The sequence below is a fragment of the Dendronalium phyllosphericum CENA369 genome, assembly GCF_016056275.1.
GTDB lineage: Bacteria > Cyanobacteriota > Cyanobacteriia > Cyanobacteriales > Nostocaceae > Dendronalium > Dendronalium phyllosphericum.
Genome location: NZ_JAECZA010000012.1, coordinates 153,760 through 173,195, shown reverse-complemented (window position 1 = coordinate 173,195; position 19,436 = coordinate 153,760). Strand labels below are relative to the sequence as shown.

Genomic DNA, 19,436 nt, shown 5'->3' with positions numbered 1-19,436 from the left:
GAAGGTAAGTAAAAGGGATTGGGGATTGGGGATTATTTTTCTCGTTCATTATTTATTACCTAGTCCCTAGTACCCAGTACCCAGCTATAACCAGTAGGACTACGGCTGTATATATATTTTATTACTTAAGATAGTTTTAAATTCAACCAACTTGTATTTATTATTACTGGCACTGAATAACTAAATTTGTAGGGATTCATTTTTACCCTGCAACCAAGGAGTAGTAATGATTTTAAGTCAATATCAACGTGCTGTAGGCGTATTTACCGATCGTCGAAATGCAGAACAGGCACTAGATGAGTTGAGAAGTTCTGGTTTTGCAATGGATAGAGTATCTGTAGTCGTAGAGAATCCAGACCGTAATTCTCAAATTCTCAATGATGAAATTAGCGATCGCACTAGTGATAAAGCTGACGAAGGTGCAACAGTAGGAGGACTGTCAGGGGGCGCTGTTGGTGGATTGACTGGTTTATTAGTAGGTCTTGGGACTTTAGCAATTCCTGGAGTTGGCCCAATCATGTTGGCTGGCGCAACAGCAACTGCTTTGGCTACAACCCTTGTAGGGGCCGGTATTGGTGCTACTACTGGGACTTTTGCTGGTGCATTAGTTGGTTGGGGAATGTCGGAAGACCAAGCTAGAGCATATAACGAGCGAGTTGGGTACGGACATTACTTAATAATTGTGGATGGTACAGCTCAAGAAATTGCCAAAGTAGCAGCAATTCTGCAACGTTGGGGTATCGAAGAGTTGGGCATTTACGAGCATCTCAACAGCGAGGATGTAACTACAGATAGTTTTTCCACCCCTACTACTATTCCTAATAAAAGTGGAATTTTGACTAAATATGCTATTAGTTACTTTAATAATATTGGCAATGCGGAAGCAGCAATTGACGATATGTATCTTGCAGGTTTTTCAGCAAACCAGATTTCCTTAATTTGCAAAGACTTTTCGCAATTGAAAAACTCAACAAGCGTTAGTGTCAGCGATCGCTTTGACGCTATGAGATTAGGAGTACCAGATGAGTGGGCACGCTTTTACAACGAGCAAATCGAGCAAGGCAACTACATAGTTATCGTTAATGGCACAGACAACGAGCTAGATCCTGCTAGCTATATTATGGGCAAGCATGGGATTCAGGAGTGTCAAATTTATGACCCAATGTTAATTCGGGCGTGAAAAGTGAGTTTCAGAAAATTTGGTATATTCTTCTGTGCCGTACCATAAAATGAGACAGTCATAAACTGCTTTATTCGTCAAAAAATACTATTTTTCTCTATCTTGTTTCGATGCAATGAGGCTAGATCAAAGCTTAAAAACGATAGCCAACACTAAAGTAAAAACCATCATCTTGAGCATTTGTACCCCGGTCATCTAAATCAATTAGAGGAAGGGCATAATCTATTCTCAGATTGAGGCGGGGTATTGGCTCGAATAAAACTCCCAGCCCCAGACCAGCTAAAAACTTTTGCCTTTGTAAACTATTGGGATTATCATCAACATTCCAGATGTATGCTAAATCAAAAAATGGAGCAAATTGTAACGTCGAATTTCCGGCAGAATCCTCTTGGACTGTAAAGCGGTCTTCTAAAGAAAATCGCACTCCGTTATCGCCAGCGCGGACGTTTTGCCGATAGCCACGCACCGATTGACCGCCACCAACGACAAACTGTTGGGAAGGTAATAAAGCATTCGGTGTCAGTTGTAGTTCAGCTTGGGCAATTAATAAATTATTTTGATTCAAGCGTTGCACGCGCTGAACTTGTGCCAGCCAACTAAAAAAGCGACCATCGGGAACGGGGTCAGAGTTGATTGTGGGATTAAATACATCAATCCCTAAACTAAATAGCGATCGCAATGCCCAAGCACCTTGAGCATCCCGACGCACGTAATCTTGTCCGAATTTGATGACGCGGGTACGACTGTTACCTTCAGCGTCAGGGCCAAAACCAAAGGGTGTCGGCCCGGCAAAGGTAAAGGTTTGCCCATTTTGAACGGCGAAACCTATAGATAAGGCAAATTCTTCACGCGGCGATCGCATCAGTGGTTGTCGATAACTAATCTCGTATAGCTGAGATTCTCCACTAATATCGAAACTCTTAAAGTCTCCCTGGATAACTTTATTATCATTAATCGAGGTTCGCAGTTGTAAAGTACCATCCATTGCATTCAATGGCACTTGATAGCTGAAATCGTAAATATTGGAACCTCCCTGCGTAGTTCGATAATAAGATGCAGCAAGTTCATCGCCCCTACCTGTAAGGTTGCGATAAGCAGCGCTGACACCTAATCTTTCAGAACCGACGCTAGGTGGAGAATAGTTGTCAATACTGAATGTGCCATAAAAAGGGTTAGCCTCAGTGACGCGTACCACGAGAATACTTTGACCGAGATTAGTACCAGGACGCAAGCTGGCTTCGATGTTGGAAAATAAGGGATCGGCCCGCAGCAATCTTAACTGGCTTTCTAAACTGGCGGTGGAAAGAGGCTTGCTTACACCTAACGAGATGCGCGATCGCACATAATTAGGATGCAAACGTTTTGTACCTTGGATTTCAATTTTTTCCAAGCTGCCTTCAATCACTCGAATTTCTACAACGCCATTGGTAACTTTTTGGTCTACTAAAATCGCCCTTGAAGTGATGTATCCCTGATTTAGGTAAAGTTGCGTAATCGCATTGGCAACTTGGGTCAATTCATCTAAAGTGACAGAACGCCCTTCCACTGGTTTAGTAATAGCATTCAATGTCTCTATATTAAAAATTGTGCTGCCTGTCACTTGAATTTTTTCAACCTGTATCCTCTCAGAACTCGGTGTTGGTGAAACTTCTGGGGTAGGAGTTGGCTGTAAGGATGGCTGTTCCGATGGTAGCGGTTCTGGGACTGACTGAGGTTGGGGAAAACGGTCTCGGTTGCGATCTCCTTGGGGGTTTGGTGCTTGTGCCTGTGCTGAGTAAGTCAGAAATAAAAAAGCAAAAGTCAAAAGCAAGGTTCCAGATATAAATCTAGGTAACATGTTAAGCGAAATGAAATAAATCTGATTTGTGGGATACTGCATTTCAATGCCGACTGTCAAAAATAATACGCAAATATGTTTATTGTTTCTTTATTTTGCTATTTTATGTTTTGACTTTTGCTTTTTTTTAACGTGGTTCACCAATTAAAGTAAATGCTGCCCAGTCTTTGGGGTTGGGAAACTGCTTCATTGTCCCCAACATCGCATTTCGCAAGGCTTGTGCTTTATGGGGATTCTGCTTTAACTGACGATAGAACTCGGTAGTAATTGCAGCTGTGGGGATATCGGGTGCTGCCCACTGAGAGACAATAATACTGGGGACACCAGCAATCATTAATGCTAGAGATAAACCAAGTACACCCTCGCCAGTCTTAGTATTACCAGTTTCGCCTGCACTGAGAAAGACTAACCTAGCGCGTAAACGCTGGCCTTTCGGTTGGGCATACAAATTGAGAATTTCACTCGCTGTCAGGAGTCCGTCACTATCACCAGCGCCAGCAAGTGCGATCGCTCCTGGTATCCCTTGTCTTTTGACATCGTCTAATATACTGTAAGTTGCTAAATGAATTGTTTTTGCTTTTGCTAACAAAGGTAAAATAGTTGCTTTGGTGGCTCGATTGCCAATTAATGCTGTAGTTTTAAATAAATCGGCAATTTCTAAAGCTTCTTGTTCGGCATTTACTAATGGTGGTAACGGCTGGGATTTTTCACCAATTACTCGTGCAATTGCTGGCATAGTAGGATTGCCCACCACCACAACTTTACTACCACCTGTATTGTTACGTCTATCTTTAGCTAACTTGAGAATTTGAATTGCTGGTACTGTTGTAATTGTGTGTTTTTCAATTAAGTATTTGCCATAAATATCAACTAAAGCAGGGAAGGGAATAAACCATAATTCATCTTGAGGGATGAAAATAACCTGTTCTGTAGGATTTTTTGGTAATAAGTCGGCAATCGGTTTTATTAGTAACTGATTTAGTTGTAATAACGGTTGAGAATTACTTTTAGTTATTTTTCTCTGACTTGGCAAACCTAGAGAAGCCGGAATATTAGCAATAACTTCTGTTATAGAAGAAATGGGCGAGATTGTATTTTCTGACTTGGGATCAAACTTGCGAAATGTAACTTTACCTGTGGGCTGAATTACCCAGACATAAAGACCTGCATCGGGAATAATTGCATATTTTACCAAAGTAGCTTTTTGTTCTTTAGCAATTGCTTTAATTTCGTTAATTGTTGGTGGTACAATTTGCTTAGGTGCGACTTTTAAATTAGTACCTACCGATTCAGAAGCTAAACGCATTCCCAACAACTTTAAAAAAGCCATTGTGCTACCTTGTTCGGCTATTTCTAAAGCTGCTTCTGGTTGATTTTGGGCGATTAGTGTTTGTTGCAGCAAGTTGTATGTATTATGCTGTTCGGCTGCATAATCATCTGTATTTCCTAAATTTGAGCGCAGAGATTGCCAAGCTTTGATGCTCTCTGATAGAGTTTTTTCAGCATCAGTAAACTTGCCAGATTTGAGAAAAACAAACGCCAAGTTATTTAAAGCCATTCCTTGAGTAAAAATATCTTTAGCAGCTTGAGCAGATGCTAATTGTTCTTGGTAAAGTGCTAAGGCTTTGTCATACTGCCTTGAAAAAGAATAAGCGCGTCCTAATTGTTTAATTAAATCTGCTTTACTAACAGTATTTTGAGACTTTTCAGACAGTGTTAGCTGTTGTTGATAAAAAGCGATCGCCTGCTTGAAGTCTCCTTGATTTTCATAAGTTTCAGCTAACAGTTTTAAAGTCAGATTTGCTAAAGATTTATCGCCTGATTGTTGCGCTAATTCTAATTCTTGCCGATAAAGAGCGATCGCTTGGGGATATTGCTTTAATTGTTGGTAAGCCGCAGCTAAATTTTGTAGAGAATAAGTCTGTAAATTGCGATTATTATTTTCTTTAGCAATTGCTAACTGTTGGAAGTGAAAAGAAATTGCCTGTTCGTATTCGCCTTGTGTCTCATGTGTCAAACCAACATTACTCAAAAAAGCCGCTTCTCTATCGGGATTACCAATTTCTCGTCTGAGTGCTGTCGCTCTTTCTTGTAATTCTTTACCTAACTTTTCATCACCAATATTGAAGTAAGTATTGCTGAGACGTTCTAAAATTTGCACCACACTTAGTTGATTGCCAACACTCTGCATTAAAGTTAAACTTTGGTTATACAAAGAAATTGCCTTTTGATATTTACCGAGAGTGAAATTCATTTCGCCTAATCGCCATAAAGCATTTCCTTCACCCGTGCGATCGCCTATTTCTTGATAAAGTTTCAAAGATTCTTGCAAAGATGCTAAAGCGGCTGAAAATTGTCCGGTAGTTAATTGTCGATTTCCTAATCTTAAAAGTAAATCAGCACGGTATTGCAGGGCTGGTATTTGATTTGATGTTGGGGCAGCTAGAGAAGGTAAAATTAAAAAACTAAAAGGCAAAAGAGAGCTAGAGTTTAACAGTATTAATAAGTATAACCATCGTTTTTGCGTAGTGAAAGTTACTTTTGTTAACGTAGACGCGATAGCGGCTTGCCGCAGGCTACCGCAAAGTACGCAAAGAGCGCGAAGTAAGAAAATAGAGTTTTCTAAAAATAAATTAGGATTAATATATAATTGATTGGTTAAAAACAAATATAAAAGATAAAGTTTGAGTTTTTTTAAGATATTAATATACATAAATTAAGTAATAAAAAATCTGATTTCTGAATTTTAATCAAATCCTGGAGGTAGTTCCAAAGGTGAGAGTTTTCCTGGTTGGGAAGGTTCGGGCGAACCAAGACTAGGGGAAGAACCGGAAGAAGGTGAAGCTGTTGGTGTAGGTGATGTTGAACCTGCATTACCAGGAGTTTGTGCGGGTTGTCCGACTGAAGGCGTGGGAATTACAGGTATTTCAGGTTTACCTCCTTCTAATTTTGGTAGCTTATTTGTCGGGCTTGATGCTGGAGTAGGCGGGAGAAAAGTTTCAATCGTCACCGCACGACTAATTTTTTCGCCAGTAGCGCTAGTGACTTGCAATGTAATTGTTTCGCTACTGGGTTGCTGACTAATTGGGTAAGGAATTGTGCCAACGCGGCTAACGGTTCCGGGTGCGGGAAGTAACTCAACTTTAATATTGCTGCTGCCTTCTACTTTCCAAGATAAGTTGAGAAATTTGCTTGATTTGCCTCGATTGAGAGGAATTGAATATTTAGGTAGTGGAGTACTATTATTAATTTTGAATTCTACAATTTTACTAGGCAAAGGTTGGACTTTGATTACATCTGTTTTTTGAGATGCACTTGGTTTATCGGTGTCAGTTTTAGATAATATTTGCAGTTCAAAAATATAGTTTCCCGCACCCCGATTATTCGCAGGCACATTTTGACAAGCCAATTGATTTTGTAACTGCATACAAAAAGCTTTGAGTTCGTGAGGAACACCTTGAGTTAAATTGTAAACTTGTAGCGGACTGTTGATTAAATTTTCAGGCGATCGCCCGATCACTCGCAGTTCTTTAATTGTGTCTAAATTATTGATTTGCCAATTTAAGCGAATCGTATCTGGGCTAATTTTATTATTTTGTAAATTAATGGGAACTTCTTGATAAATGGGTTTTGCAGAAGAGAACTCTAAAATCGTGGGTGGAGGTACAGGAACAATTTTGATAGTGTTTGTCTTCAAAAGATTCGCTGCCACCTCTGGATTCTTTTTAGCAAATGCTTGCAGTTCAAAAACGTAATCGCCAGGTTTGCGCGCGTCTGTCGGCACATTTGAACAAGTTAACATTGCCTGCATCTGACAATATTGCTGGAGTTCTTTGGGTACTCCGTTGTTGAAGTTATAAACAATCGGTTGTACCGCAGCAGTGCCATCAGCAAACAAACCACTTAAAGACAAATTTTGCAGTGCTTTAGGGTTGTGTATTTGCCAACTCAGGCGAATAAAGTCATTATTGGCTTGTTGATATAAAGCATCTGAAGAGTTAAATTGCACAGCTTTCGGTTGTGCGGGGGGTCGCAATAGCCACCAGATCGAAAATGCGATCGCACCCACAGTTCCTAAAACTGTCAGCAACACTAGCAAAAACTGCCACCAAGGACGAGGTTCCCAAATTAAAGTCCCTGGTAGGGAAGCATAAGGCAGAGGTAATTGCTGCTGGTCTTCAATTTCAATGCGGAAGTTAAGTAATCGTCCCGCCCCAAATATCGGACGATGCCACCATTTGACTGGTGTTACTGTTACTTGTGTACTGCTTTTCTCTCCAGGCAACACGCGCAACAGCGCTGGCGAAACTGTATATGTACACAGCTTATCTTCCTCAGCAGAAATCGCCCGACAAACAATTTCCCGGACGGTGTTTCCAGCATTGGTCAACTTGACCTCAAACGCCCCATGTTTGCGTCTTACCCTACCTACCACTATCAACAATTCTGCATTCAATAGGTAAGATGGCAGAATTTCCAAGTACACCACATCCAACAGCACCAAGTCGGGATTGTTGGCAGAGTACAGGCGGATTGTGGGATAGTACAAACCCGCAGTCACACCCAAAGGCGGATTGAACTGTAGTAAAATTTCTCCTTGTTCGCCAGGGTTAAGATTTAACCCCATATTGGGTATTACTAGTCCTGCCGTCTCCAACCCTTCCGGGTAGCGGACGCTGTACCAGCTTTCCTCAAAATCCGTGCAACTCAAGCGAAAACGGTCTACTCGATCAGAACGGTTGTGGACATTGACATTAACTTGAAGAATGCCTCCTGGGGGAATTAAAGCAGGCGATCGCGAACTTGTTGGTGGTAGTAATGTAAAAGTCGGGTCACTCACCCTGACAACAGTTTCAATCGCAGGTAAAACCTGAATTCGCGCCCCATGCCGAATCGGCGTATCTTCTGGGTAGTGCAGCGGTGCATCAATAACTATTGAGTAGTTGTAAGTACTCGGAATTGCTGTCAACGGCACTTGAAACTCAAACAAAACCTCACTAATTGAATTAGAACCCAATGCCAACCGCTGACGGGGTGCAACGCACCATTGAATCAATTGTTGGGATAATTCATCGATAAAAATATCAATTAATGCACTCTCTGCACCCTTATTAGTCACCGTCACATAAATTTCAAATTTAGAACCCGCCTGCACAGCGTAGTCGCCCGAAGGATTGAAAATTACAGCCAGCGGATTACCAGGTGCTAAACTTTGTTGGATTTTTTGCTGTTGAATGCCACGTTTAGCCGCGAGATTTACTCGGTATTGAACCTCACCAGAAGTTAAGATTTCTTGAACAAAACCCTCTTCAACCAACTCATCTAATAAAGCCAGAGTTGCTTGTTGATTTAAGTCTATGTGCAGTGCTGCTTCAGTTAAAGTTACACCATCAGGCGATCGCTTCATCAACCACTGCACAATTTTGCGCTGTTGAGGCGGCAGCATCAGTACCTCTGCCATCGTCAAACCCGATCTTGTAGTTGTGATTCTCGCATCCGTGGCAGTCATACTTATCACCTTATAAAAAAATTAAAATTAAAAATATCAATATTTCTCTATTTTTTTAGATACTAATACAGTTTATTTTTGATTTCTTATCTTTGTGTACTTTGTGTTCTTTGTGGTTCGTTTAATTTTCTTTAACCTTTAAATGTAATTAATTTAGTAAAGAGTAATTATTGTAAATTTTATTGTATTTTACAGTAAGAATTTTTATCTAAATCTCGAATATCTACCATAACTTCTGTATTATCATTACCGCTAATTATCAAAATTTTATCTTTAACAACTTTGATATCAACACTATTAAATCTCTGGGAAGCAGAATGTACTTGTATACCATTAGGCAAAGCTCGCCTACCTTCTTTTGTCAATGGCCATAACATTACTCGATTATCATCTCCACCACTTGCTAAATAGCAGCCATTATTACTGATAGCAACCGAACGCACCGCCTTACCACCATGACCATCAGACCATTTATCGAGAACTTGACATTGAGCTTTTTGATTATTCAGACATGATTGCATATTCCACAAAGTAATCTGTCCGTTATTATCAGATGTCGCTAAGAGATTTGGTCTGTATTCAGCACTATCCAAACTGACAATATAATCGTTTTGGCTTCCTGGTGGATTGTATGGTATTTTCCATAGTTTATTTTGGGTTAAATTCCAAACTGCTAAATTGTTATACCTACCACCAACAACTAGATTTTGTCTATCTTGTCCAACCAATGCCAGACCGTAAACAGAAAATTTTACATCTTGGCTTTTTATCGGTTTAGTAATAATTGGGGCATTTTCTAAAAGAGCATTATTAGCATCCCATTGTAAAACCGAACCACTGCCATGACCGCTAAATAAAAAACGCGAGTCTGGGCTAAATTCCAAAGCCAAAACGCGGTCTGATTTGTTTAAAGTGAAAGTGGCTATAGACTTTTTAGTACCGCTAAGTACACTCCAAAGTTGAATTTCTCCATTTTCTAAACCTGCTGCTACTACATCATTATTTACAGGTTTGTAGCGAACAACACGTATTGCTTTGCCTAAATTTTTGGCTATTTTACCATGTTGTTGATTGATTAAAGGATTGGTAAAACCTGCAATATTCCATCTAATTATGCTTTGGTCTTGAGAGCCGCTAATGGCGCGATCGCCTACCCCATTAAATTGTACGGAAGTTACAGAACTATGATGCCCAAATAAAGGATTAGCAGGGTTAAGCCATGATACCATCCACAGAATGCGTAACAACAAAATTCCTAATATTAACTGTAGCCAAGGATGAATAATAGGGTGAATAGTAAGTTTTAGAAATTGGTTTTCATTGTTAATATTTAGTCTGCTATCTGATGCGAAAGCTTTAACTATAAATGAAAATTTTTGAGCTAGACCAAACCACCGCCGCCGCTTACTTACCAATAGTTGAGAATGCTTTGTCTCTCCTGGATTGATATCAATGATTTCTGGCTGAATATCGAGGAAACATTTCGGCTGTTCTTCCTCACCTTTACTGACTTCAACCTGTATTTGCTGGCTTAAATTGCTGAAGTTCTGACATTCAAGGTGGTAAATAGCAGAATTAGTCCGCCACTGAGGTAGCCAAGGACGAGATACAGGTATCCGCTGCTTTTCTGGAATACATTGGAAATTAATAAATCCCCCTGGCAGTACTTTTATCAGACCTTCTGGACTACGTGATGGCAGACCATTCAGATGGGTAGCTTCAATTGTGAAAGGATATGCCTGACTGGGGACTTCTTCAGCAGCTGGCAATTGACACAAAAAAGATGTTTCCACCTTTGCACCTGGAGGAACTTGTAGCAGTCGTTCGCCACCGTCTACTAGCCACTGTGGTTTTAATCCGCAAAACCGAAGTGAGACACTGGTAGAGATTTGACTAGGATTGAGAACGAGGACTGGAATTTCAATTAATGTCTGTGGTTGCGTCGAAAATTCTCGTACAGGTAACTCAACTCGCATCGGTACAGAACTAGTCCCTGCTTCCACTACCAAACGCAGCAGCTGTCTGTCCTCATCTCGCAGTTCCAGTGAGAAGATGCGGACAATGAGGTTCATTTTGCCAATAAAACCTGCAACGGGTGTATCGGTAATAGTTATATAAAACTTTGTCGTGTCTCCTGGTGGATTTTTCGCACTAACGGCGGGTGAGATATTGTACCAATTAGAACCTATCGAACTACCACCTGCGGCAATGATTTCTAATTGAAAAGAAGCAAATTGATTGCTTTCATTAACAACGCTCACTTCAAAAGAGACTGGCGAACCACCTGGTTTAAAGTGAAGTACTTGTGTAGAGATTTTGGTATTAACGAGGTTGACTGCCATAAGTGAGTGCTGAGTGCTGAGTTCTGAGTGCTGAGTTAGGAGTAGAGACGCGATTAATCGCGTCTGTTGTCATTGGTGATTCTCCGCGTCCCCCTGTCTCCGTGTCCTCTTCATCTCCTCTATTGTTCTAGTTTGTTAAAGAGACTTTTCAAGGCATCGGGTTTAGTTGATGTAGTGGGAGGTGTTAGTGAAATAGTCTGTCGCTGTAACTGGGTCATTTGCCTTCTAGCCCAGGCAAAATGCAGGATGTTAATTCCTAATTCCTGGGCGCTGCGAATTGTCTCTCGCGGTAGGGAAAGCTTTTCATCTAATCCCCAACAAGCTGACAAATCACCAATAACCAAGACAATGCCTCCCGCGATTAATATTTGAATTGGCTTTTGATTGAATATTGGTAAGGCGGCAAATAAAAATGGTTGTGTCCGCATTGGGTGATTGCGGTCTAGTCGTCGTAAATCTTCTAAGGGAGTACCTAACTTGTCGGTGAGATCCATGATGCTTTCTAGACGGTTGACAGCATCAGTGGGCGATTCGACAAGCAAGACTCCGCCAGTATCTAAATAGCTTTTGAGGTCAGTTAATTCTTGTAAGCCGAGAGTCAGTGGTTGACGACCTGTGAGAAACAGCAAATCGTAGTCAATCGCTGTAGTCACATCTTGTAGTGGATATACCAGTCTATCTATTCGCTCAGTTCCCTGCAAAGTGTAAGTGAGATTAGCGGTAGATTTTATTAAGTAGGAGAGATTGGCAAAACTATTTGGATTTTCTAGTTGGGTTGTTTCTAAATGAGCAACGCGCACAATGTTAGTGGGACGCGATCGCGCTATTGTTCTATAACGAAAGTCCAAACTATTCAAACCTGGAAAAAAGACATCTTGAGGATTCTGCAAAGAAACTAATCCTGGTTGCAATAAAATCCGGCACAATTCCACCTCCATGGCATCTGGTGGTATTGTCTTTTCATAAATCCGAAAACTTTCTGGTTCAAATTCTTGTACTTGTTTGCGTTGTAAGTTCTCTGGGTCAACATAACTCACCACTATATAGATGAGGCGGGGTTTTTCTTCGGTAATATCAGCTGCTAGATGAAAGTCTATAGCTTGGGAAACCACAATCGGGTTGCCAACTAAATCAATTGCTATCCCTGGTTGAATCTGCAACCACCGCCCATCGTTGTATTGCGAAGGTACATCAGGCGGTGCAAGAATCAAACTCACACCCAGACCACGAACAATTCCTGGTTGGTTGAGCGACTGATAATGAATATTTTGACGCTGACGATGGTAATCGTGCGATCGCTTCCAACGTTCGGCATTAATCATTAAACCATCTTCAATTTGCAATCGCTCTAAAGGCTGAATTTGGGGTGGGTGGTACATAATCAATTAAAAATTCAAAATGAAGAATTTATACTTCTGCTTCCTGACAACTGACAACTGACAAATGACTACTGACTATTGACTACATAAAGTTCATAGGTGCAGAAGGCTGGTTTTTCTTGGTCGATGATGTGGCGGACTAATTGTTCGTCTACTTGGTTCGGGCGTTCTGGACGCAGGCGAACGATAAAATGATACGGACGACCGCCGCCAATCATAGCACTCTCTCCTAAACGTGTTTTACTCAAAACAAAACCTTGACCGTGGATTTCTTCTATACAAATGTGCTTATCAGTTTCCGTAGTTATATGGTCATCCAAAGGCAAATCTGTATAAAGATGTATGTATAAACGTAAACCTCGCTTTGTCCCGCGCCAGCGATAAAGCTCGATCGCAGAGCGAATTAAAAAACGTTGTCGCTCTAAAGTCCAACGCCGATCTATGGGCCAAGCTACCCAATGAGCGAGAAAAGGCAGTAGCGCTTGTGGCGCTGTCATCGGGTCTAGGTAAGCCCAAAGCACATCCAATGTCTGGACTGTGGGTTCAAAAGCCTGCTCGAAAATCTTTAAGAAGCGACCAATAAAGTCTACTTCTCGATACAGCGCAGGTACAAAATTTAGGTATAAACTGTGAGGACGAACATATAAATTAACGCCTGCGGTTTCGACTAGTTGTCTACCAGTATCCTCCTCTGTGTAATAAACATAAATTAGGCTGTGATAATCCAGCATCAAGGATTGCCCTTGTTCCAAAGCTGCTTGATTCTCAAAAAAGTCTGCTGGGACTTGGAAGTACAACACTGCATCCATGCGCGATCGCGGCGCAAGGTCATAGCCTTCCATGCCGATGCGACACCACTCTGAAGGAAAGTTCCCTTCAACTCGCACATTCAATCGGAGGTTGCGACTACCGATATTTTCTAACTGCAAGACTATTTCACTCGGTTCCTGGGGGTGAACTAGCAAAGTGCTGAGTGCTGAGTGCTGAGTGCTGAGTGAGGAGTTAGGAGTGAGGAGTGAGGAGTGCCGAAAATCAGCTGCACCTTTACCGACTGACGATGGTTGCATCGCGTCGGACAATTGCATTGCTGTAAGTTGCAGGTGCAGGATTTGACTAGGCATAAAGAGCGCTGAGTAAATTAAATTTAAGCAAAAATGTAGAACTATTCTTTTCTATTTATGTCAACAGATGCACGAAGACCACCAATAATTCTGCCGACTTCTTGTGCTTGATTTAAAACCTGATTAAATTCACTTTGTTGGATATAGTTGACATCTAAAGCTACGTAAAGTTGAGAACGAAGTTCAGCACAAGATGCTTTAGCAATTGAGAGAAACTGATGAAATTCACCTGGTCTATTACGCTCGAATCCTTCAGCTATATTAGACATTATCGATACTGCTGCTCTTTGCATTTGCTTTGAAAGTCCAAAGTCTTTACTAAAAACTCCCTGTTGAGTAATTTGATAAATTAACTGAGTCAAAACCCTAGCTTTTTGCCAAGCAATCAAATCTTCAAATCGCTCTACTTTACTCAATTTACTCACCTCCAAAATTCAACACTTAATACTTACTACTCCTCACTCAGCACTCAGCACTCAGCACTCAGCACTCATAAAGCACTTACTGAATCAAATTAACAACATGACCGGAACGTAAGCGAGTATTTTGCCAAGAACAAATCAAACCTAAAGGGCCTGGATCGATAACTGGATTTTGAGGTAGCGATCGCACCCAAGTTCCATCGGTATACCGCAGTTCAAATAGCTGTACTACCCCTAAGTACCGCACAGCCGGAAATTGCTGGAATAAGTTGACAATATCTGAAGGATATACAGGGCGACCGAAAGGCCAGCCTCTACCATCTTGTCCGCCAGTGATAGGGTTGAGAAAGCGGTAAAGGGCAATTCGCAATTTCCAAAGAATTTCTTGTTGGGCGAGGGGATTGTTGTACTCTGGCTCTAGCGCTACTTCTGTTTGCACTGCCACACCCACATATTCAGGTGCCTGCAGTCTGACTTGCACTCCTAGTAAGCGCCGTTCGTCTAAGTAAGCAACAATTTGATCGCGGAGTTGGGGGCTGAGGCTCAATAGTTCTGGATCGATGCCTTCACCACGAGCAATGACATCTGTATTTGCAGCGGGTACAACTAATAATCGAATTGTCCCAGCTTCTTTACTAGATGTCGGTGGTAAGCAACGGACGCGGGTAACGGCTCCCATTCCAGCTTGTAAAGTCAGTACTTCAAAATCTTCTGGCGTGACGGCGCGATCGCGGGTGCGTAGCATTGCTGGCACTCTCATCACCGCATCTTCCAATGATTCGGCATCTGAACCGTTACGGGCAGGTGTATGGTTGACTAATCTAGCAACATAAGGAACAGCTGTTTTGGCAACGATAATTGTCCCTCGTTGGACATTACCTTTACGTCCTCCACCCGTGCGGTAAGCCACCATCCGCAGCACCGAGCCTCGTGGCGGTACAGCACCATATTGACGCTCTAACTCATTGGTAAGGGCTGGGTTTTGCAAGGTGCTGAGTGGTATTCCTGTTTGTGCGAATGCCCGCACTTGAGTTTGTTGCTGGAGTTGGGCGGGTTCTCGAATCACCGGGCCAAACTGCACTGTACCCGTGCGGGAATCAATGGTGTAGTGCAAATCTTGGGGGCCAGAATTGGCAAAATCGCTGACCTCCTGCCATCTTTGGGGAATTCCTCCAGGGGGAGAAATTAGTAAATATTCATCTTCCCGACGGTTCAAGACAGGAACACCTTGCAATTGAAAAGTCTGGCCGGGCGTACCGTCGCTTTCCCCGACAATTTCGTTGCGAATTAGTTCGCTTTGACTAGCGCCTACAGTCCCACCAATTGCCCTGGCAGCTAAACCAATAATTCTAGGAGAACTGCTGTATCCTGGTTGATTGGGTTGGGGAGCAGTGTAAACACAGCGCAACCAACGTCCTTGGTAAGCAGTAAAGGTAGTTACAGGCCAGGATTGGGGCAAATGCAACACCACATCAGCACCTTGCAGGGGATTAACACCTTGTCTAGCCAATTCGCTGAAACTGAAACCCTTAGTGCTATCGTCAGATTCTCGAAGCAGAACTGACTCCCATTGCAAACCATTCCAAGCTTCCCAGCGCCGAGGTGGTACATCGGGATTAATGCCTGTAGCTGTGGCGGCTTCCCCTTTAAATTGCAGGGCTAAAACATTACCTTCACACTGACACTCACCATCAATAACTAGATAAAAGCAGTTTCCTGGCTGGGGTTGCTCGTCAAAACATGCCAGTTCTCTACCGTACCACTCACCATCAGAGCGCATAGTCCACAAATTAGTGAAGCGATCGCGTAAGATTTGTGGTGTTGTGTCTGTGGTTTGAGAAGAGAGAAAATGGCGAATCCGGGGTTTATCAATAATTAAAGGACGATCTGTGGTAAAAGCGATCGCTTCTTCCGTTTCAGTTCGCAGTGTTGCAACCTCCACCCCCGTCGGAATTGTGTAGATATCGGGTAAAGCAGCACTGAGATAAAAAGTAATATCTGCCACTGCGGGAGCTGGTGCTTGTAACCGTACCCCTAGCAACTCTAAAAAAGTAATGTAATTGCGCTGCGGCACTTGATTGAATCGCAGCAGCATTTGGTCAGTTAACCAAGCAAATAGCTCAATCAGCGTAATCCCCGGATCGCTAGGATTATAATTCGTCCATTCTGGACAGTAGCGAGGAATCCGTAGAATACACTCATCTACTAAATCTTTAAAAGTGCGATCGTCTAAATTAGATTTTGGTAATTTTGGTAAAAAATCAAATTCCACGTTAGTTGTCAGTTTTCAGTTGTCAGTTGTCAGTGGTCTTATCTCCCCTCTCCCCCCCTCATCTCCCTCATCTCCCTCATCTCCCTCATCCCCCCTGACTTTCAACGCCATTGAGGTAGAAGGGAAAGACTAAACTCCGGGAATCATGAGAATCTTTAGGATGGTACTGAATGATAATATCTACCCGACCTCGCAAAGGATCGGGGTCAGTACGGACTGCATCTATTACGATGCGTGGTTCCCACATTTCTAAAGCTTCTTGAACGTGTAACCGCAGAAGCAGTAGAGTTTGGGTATTCATCGGTGCAAAAGTTAATGCAGACAAACGCGAACCAAAATTAGGTCGATACACCCGCTCACCCAAATCGGTACGCAAAATTAAGAGCATCGACTCTTCAATATTTCTTTGTGTTGTACTGAGTTGCAGACCTCCTTGTACGTTGACGCGGAGTGGAAAAGACCAGCCTGTACCCAGGTGTTGATTTTGATTGAGTTCTGGCATAGGAGGTAAATTTGCCGAGCGATTCCAGCGACAAGCATCGGCTTGTCTACGCTACTCTACGCTCGCGTGCAAATTAACACTATTCGCCAAAAGTCGAGTTCAGCGATCGCAATTCTAAGAAATAAATTATCCTACTTGAAGTTGTTAGCAGTTAATAATCGACAATCAACACAGAATAACCAGTTGAACTATGATTGCGATCGCTAAAAGCCTTAAAGTAATTGGGTTTTCACTCAGCACTCAGCACTCAGCACTTTGCTATAGTGTTGCGTTTTGCAGATACTCAAATATCTTCACCCACCAATTAACACAGTTGGCGCACCTATGCCCACAACAGTAGTTAATGGTATGCCAGTGACAGTATTCGCTCCAGCCACTTGGGATGTCACCCGCGCTGCTGGTCGTCCGCCAATCAATACTGTCAAAGAACCCATGACAATGCTTCCAGTCACAACTGGCCCCACCACAAGGTCGCCAACACAAGCTGCGGGTAAACCCAAAATCAATACATTTGGCACACCTGGCGCAGTAATCGGATCGCCTGTCACAGTTAAATCGGTAAGTCGTGCCGCTGGAAACATAATAAATCTTCCTTTATTAATAACCTTTTGAACAGACACAATTAATCACGCTCTTGTACAGACGCGATTAATCGTGTCTCTACTAACTATTAGCAATTTAATCTAATTAATCCACCCATAATACCTACCGTAGCAGCACCATTAATGCTAACTGTAGCGCCAGCATTAGCACTAATTGAAGCCCCAGCGCTGGCACTAATTGAAGCACCAGAATTCACACTCAATGAACCCCCAGATTGCACGCTTATTGAACTACCAGCTTGCACGCTAACCGTTCCAGTCGTTCTCATCGTAATACCGCTGGGAGTTAGTTCTATACTAGTCGTCCCTACAGTTAAGGTAATTTTTTGAGTTGCAGTCAAAGCAATTTCGCCACCATTAACACTAATTTTTTTCGTTGTTCCAGTGGTTCCAGATTTAACTGTAATATCACCTGTGGAAGTTAAACTAATAGTTTTATTACTATCATCACAACGAAATTTGTGACCGCCAGTGGTTTCTAATTCGGCAAACTTCTCACTATCATTCAGTCGCAAATTGTGACCATCTGTAGTTTGCAGATAAACACCTTTTTTAGTACCTTTATCTTCTTCTACAAACTGTAGTTTATGCCCGACACGAGTTTTAAAAGTTCGCAGGCGCACTTTACCGTTAACAACAGTATCATTCACGCTTTCTGGTGGTGCATCTGTGCCATTCCAGACACCACCAATCACGTAAGGGCGATGGATATCTCCGTGTTCAAAGGCTACTAACACTTCATCGTTCACTTCTGGCAAACAGTCAAACCCTCTACCCGACCCTGCTCCAACACTCACAACTCTCGCCCAGTTGCTTTCATGTTCTTCGGTTAGGGTAGGAAACTTAACTCTCACCCGACCCCAACCTTTTGGATCTTTATTATTACTAACAATTCCTACCAAGAGCGTTTGTCCTGGTTGCAGGTGGGTTTGGGGTGACAGAGTAGCTAAAAGGTCGCCAGAACGCAAGCCGCGGACACCAAATTCTGTAGTATAAACTCTTTCGTGGAATAAGTGACGGGTTTCGGTGACGTAGTAGCTACCACTATAATTGCCCATATCTTTTAGCTTCACTACTCTTCCCGGTCTGAGGTCGGGATTACCTTCACCTTTGGCATCAGCATAGACAAATTCTCCCCCAAGTTCATTGCACAGAGCTTGAGCCATTTTCTGAGCTTCGTTGGCACTGAAAACAGGCCGATCTACGACGATCATCTTCGGCTGAATGCTAAACTTAGTGCTGGTTTTACTACCTGTACCATTTTCTGTGTTGGTAATTACTTGCTCTGTTGATGCTGTGGAGACTATTGGGCGCTTTGTAGTGTAGTCCCAACCGCGCACTTCCACAGAACTGACTTGTTCTGCACTAGTAACTCGAACGCGGAAGTTATGGATGTCTTCCAACCATGTGAGACTTAAAGATTGATTTTGTGCAGGCTGGCGAAAGTTGAGCTTGCCATCTTGAACATACAGCTCAAAACCTAAACGAGCAGCCCTCTCCCGCAGAAACTCCATGTTGGTCTGATTTTCTTGAAAGACGTAATCATGAACAATACTAGTAGAAGTGACTGTGCCAGTTGCAATTCCCGTTTCTTGGACAATCTGATTGACGATATCGCTATCAGTCACGTTCTGGAACGAGCGATTATAACGTCCTCGGTGCAGGCGATGGGAAATATCATAACCGCGAATCACGATCGGAGCCTGAGACTTTTCAGTAAACTCTGTTTCTATGGCTGTAATTTCTCCATCTAATACATAACCCTGTTCCGCAGTTTCAAAGTCTACGTTTTCTGTAGTACTAGAGACGAAACCAATTTTAATCTTTTTACCAATTGCAAATAAGCTCTGGTGTCGCCAAGTCTTTTCTTCTGCGCGTCCGGGGAAGTAATCATTTTTGATAATCAGGGTAAACATTCCCGGTAGGTGAAGGCTTTCTTCTACAGAGATTTGCAAAATGTCGTTGAGCAAATCAGTGGAAGCATTAGTACCATCAATCTGCAATAGCGGTTCGGGAATGTAACGGACTGCGGGCATACATATCTTGAAAAGTTGATTTTCAATAGCCTATTGGAACATCTGATTGTGTACTATTCCCCAAAGGTCGAATCATACCAAGTTACCAAAGTTCATATTGTTACATTTCGTTACTACAACAGATCCAATCAAAACCAACTTTTCTTTCAACAATTACAGCCTTTAAATTTTTCGTAACCAGAGATTATTTGCTTGTTGAGGCTTTAGCCTGATATCTACAGCAATTTAGTAGAT

General features: G+C 42.3%; 13 protein-coding genes. 2 read left to right on the top strand and 11 right to left on the bottom strand.

Annotated features, from left to right (window positions below; genetic code table 11):
* Positions 1 to 226 precede the first annotated feature (226 nt).
* Positions 227 to 1,180 (top strand): hypothetical protein, encoded by a 954-nt coding sequence (locus tag I8752_RS05340; RefSeq protein WP_214431288.1) that lies wholly within the window; start codon positions 227 to 229, stop codon positions 1,178 to 1,180.
* Between the two features lie 133 nt (positions 1,181 to 1,313).
* Here the strand turns inward: I8752_RS05340 and I8752_RS05335 are convergent, their stop codons facing one another.
* From I8752_RS05335 to I8752_RS05295, 9 genes are all read right to left on the bottom strand, one after another.
* Positions 1,314 to 3,017, bottom strand: coding sequence for a ShlB/FhaC/HecB family hemolysin secretion/activation protein (locus tag I8752_RS05335; protein WP_225895449.1), 1,704 nt, complete (start codon positions 3,015 to 3,017; stop codon positions 1,314 to 1,316).
* A 127-nt stretch (positions 3,018 to 3,144) separates the two neighbouring features.
* Complete coding sequence (locus I8752_RS05330; protein WP_214431287.1) at positions 3,145 to 5,730, bottom strand: CHAT domain-containing protein; 2,586 nt, start codon at positions 5,728 to 5,730, stop codon at positions 3,145 to 3,147.
* Positions 5,731 to 5,763: 33 nt separating this feature from the next.
* Positions 5,764 to 8,526 carry a hypothetical protein gene (locus I8752_RS05325; protein WP_214431286.1) on the bottom strand — a complete coding sequence of 921 codons (2,763 nt, stop codon included), beginning with the start codon at positions 8,524 to 8,526 and terminating at the stop codon, positions 5,764 to 5,766.
* 179 nt (positions 8,527 to 8,705) lie between these two features.
* A complete protein-coding gene (locus tag I8752_RS05320) occupies positions 8,706 to 10,868 on the bottom strand; it encodes a WD40 repeat domain-containing protein (RefSeq protein ID WP_214431285.1) in 2,163 nt (720 codons plus the stop codon).
* A 119-nt stretch (positions 10,869 to 10,987) separates the two neighbouring features.
* Positions 10,988 to 12,247, bottom strand: coding sequence for a DUF4159 domain-containing protein (locus tag I8752_RS05315; RefSeq protein WP_214431284.1), 1,260 nt, complete (start codon positions 12,245 to 12,247; stop codon positions 10,988 to 10,990).
* Between the two features lie 68 nt (positions 12,248 to 12,315).
* Entirely contained in the window at positions 12,316 to 13,368 is a 1,053-nt protein-coding gene (locus tag I8752_RS05310; RefSeq protein ID WP_214431283.1) for a phage tail protein, read from the bottom strand.
* A 41-nt stretch (positions 13,369 to 13,409) separates the two neighbouring features.
* Entirely contained in the window at positions 13,410 to 13,784 is a 375-nt protein-coding gene (locus tag I8752_RS05305) for a four helix bundle protein (RefSeq protein WP_214431282.1), read from the bottom strand.
* A gap of 85 nt (positions 13,785 to 13,869) precedes the next feature.
* A complete protein-coding gene (locus I8752_RS05300; RefSeq protein ID WP_214431281.1) occupies positions 13,870 to 16,062 on the bottom strand; it encodes a putative baseplate assembly protein in 2,193 nt (730 codons plus the stop codon).
* Between the two features lie 85 nt (positions 16,063 to 16,147).
* On the bottom strand, positions 16,148 to 16,564 hold the full coding sequence (locus I8752_RS05295) for a GPW/gp25 family protein (RefSeq protein ID WP_214431280.1): 417 nt from the start codon (positions 16,562 to 16,564) through the stop codon (positions 16,148 to 16,150).
* A gap of 42 nt (positions 16,565 to 16,606) precedes the next feature.
* Between I8752_RS05295 and I8752_RS05290 the strand changes: the two genes are divergently transcribed.
* A complete protein-coding gene (locus tag I8752_RS05290) occupies positions 16,607 to 16,771 on the top strand; it encodes a hypothetical protein (RefSeq protein WP_214431279.1) in 165 nt (54 codons plus the stop codon).
* Between the two features lie 86 nt (positions 16,772 to 16,857).
* Here the strand turns inward: I8752_RS05290 and I8752_RS05285 are convergent, their stop codons facing one another.
* Complete coding sequence (locus I8752_RS05285; RefSeq protein ID WP_214431278.1) at positions 16,858 to 17,145, bottom strand: PAAR domain-containing protein; 288 nt, start codon at positions 17,143 to 17,145, stop codon at positions 16,858 to 16,860.
* A gap of 89 nt (positions 17,146 to 17,234) precedes the next feature.
* Complete coding sequence (locus tag I8752_RS05280) at positions 17,235 to 19,202, bottom strand: VgrG-related protein (RefSeq protein ID WP_214431277.1); 1,968 nt, start codon at positions 19,200 to 19,202, stop codon at positions 17,235 to 17,237.
* Positions 19,203 to 19,436: the final 234 nt, after the last annotated feature.

Coding starts and splice junctions, on each gene's coding strand:
- I8752_RS05340 (WP_214431288.1), top strand. CDS start 227: ATGATTTTAAGTCAATATCAACGTGCTGTAGGCGTATTTACCGATCGT.
- I8752_RS05335 (WP_225895449.1), bottom strand. CDS start 3,017: ATGTTACCTAGATTTATATCTGGAACCTTGCTTTTGACTTTTGCTTTT.
- I8752_RS05330 (WP_214431287.1), bottom strand. CDS start 5,730: ATGTATATTAATATCTTAAAAAAACTCAAACTTTATCTTTTATATTTG.
- I8752_RS05325 (WP_214431286.1), bottom strand. CDS start 8,526: ATGACTGCCACGGATGCGAGAATCACAACTACAAGATCGGGTTTGACG.
- I8752_RS05320 (WP_214431285.1), bottom strand. CDS start 10,868: ATGGCAGTCAACCTCGTTAATACCAAAATCTCTACACAAGTACTTCAC.
- I8752_RS05315 (WP_214431284.1), bottom strand. CDS start 12,247: ATGTACCACCCACCCCAAATTCAGCCTTTAGAGCGATTGCAAATTGAA.
- I8752_RS05310 (WP_214431283.1), bottom strand. CDS start 13,368: ATGCCTAGTCAAATCCTGCACCTGCAACTTACAGCAATGCAATTGTCC.
- I8752_RS05295 (WP_214431280.1), bottom strand. CDS start 16,564: ATGCCAGAACTCAATCAAAATCAACACCTGGGTACAGGCTGGTCTTTT.
- I8752_RS05285 (WP_214431278.1), bottom strand. CDS start 17,145: ATGTTTCCAGCGGCACGACTTACCGATTTAACTGTGACAGGCGATCCG.
- I8752_RS05280 (WP_214431277.1), bottom strand. CDS start 19,202: ATGCCCGCAGTCCGTTACATTCCCGAACCGCTATTGCAGATTGATGGT.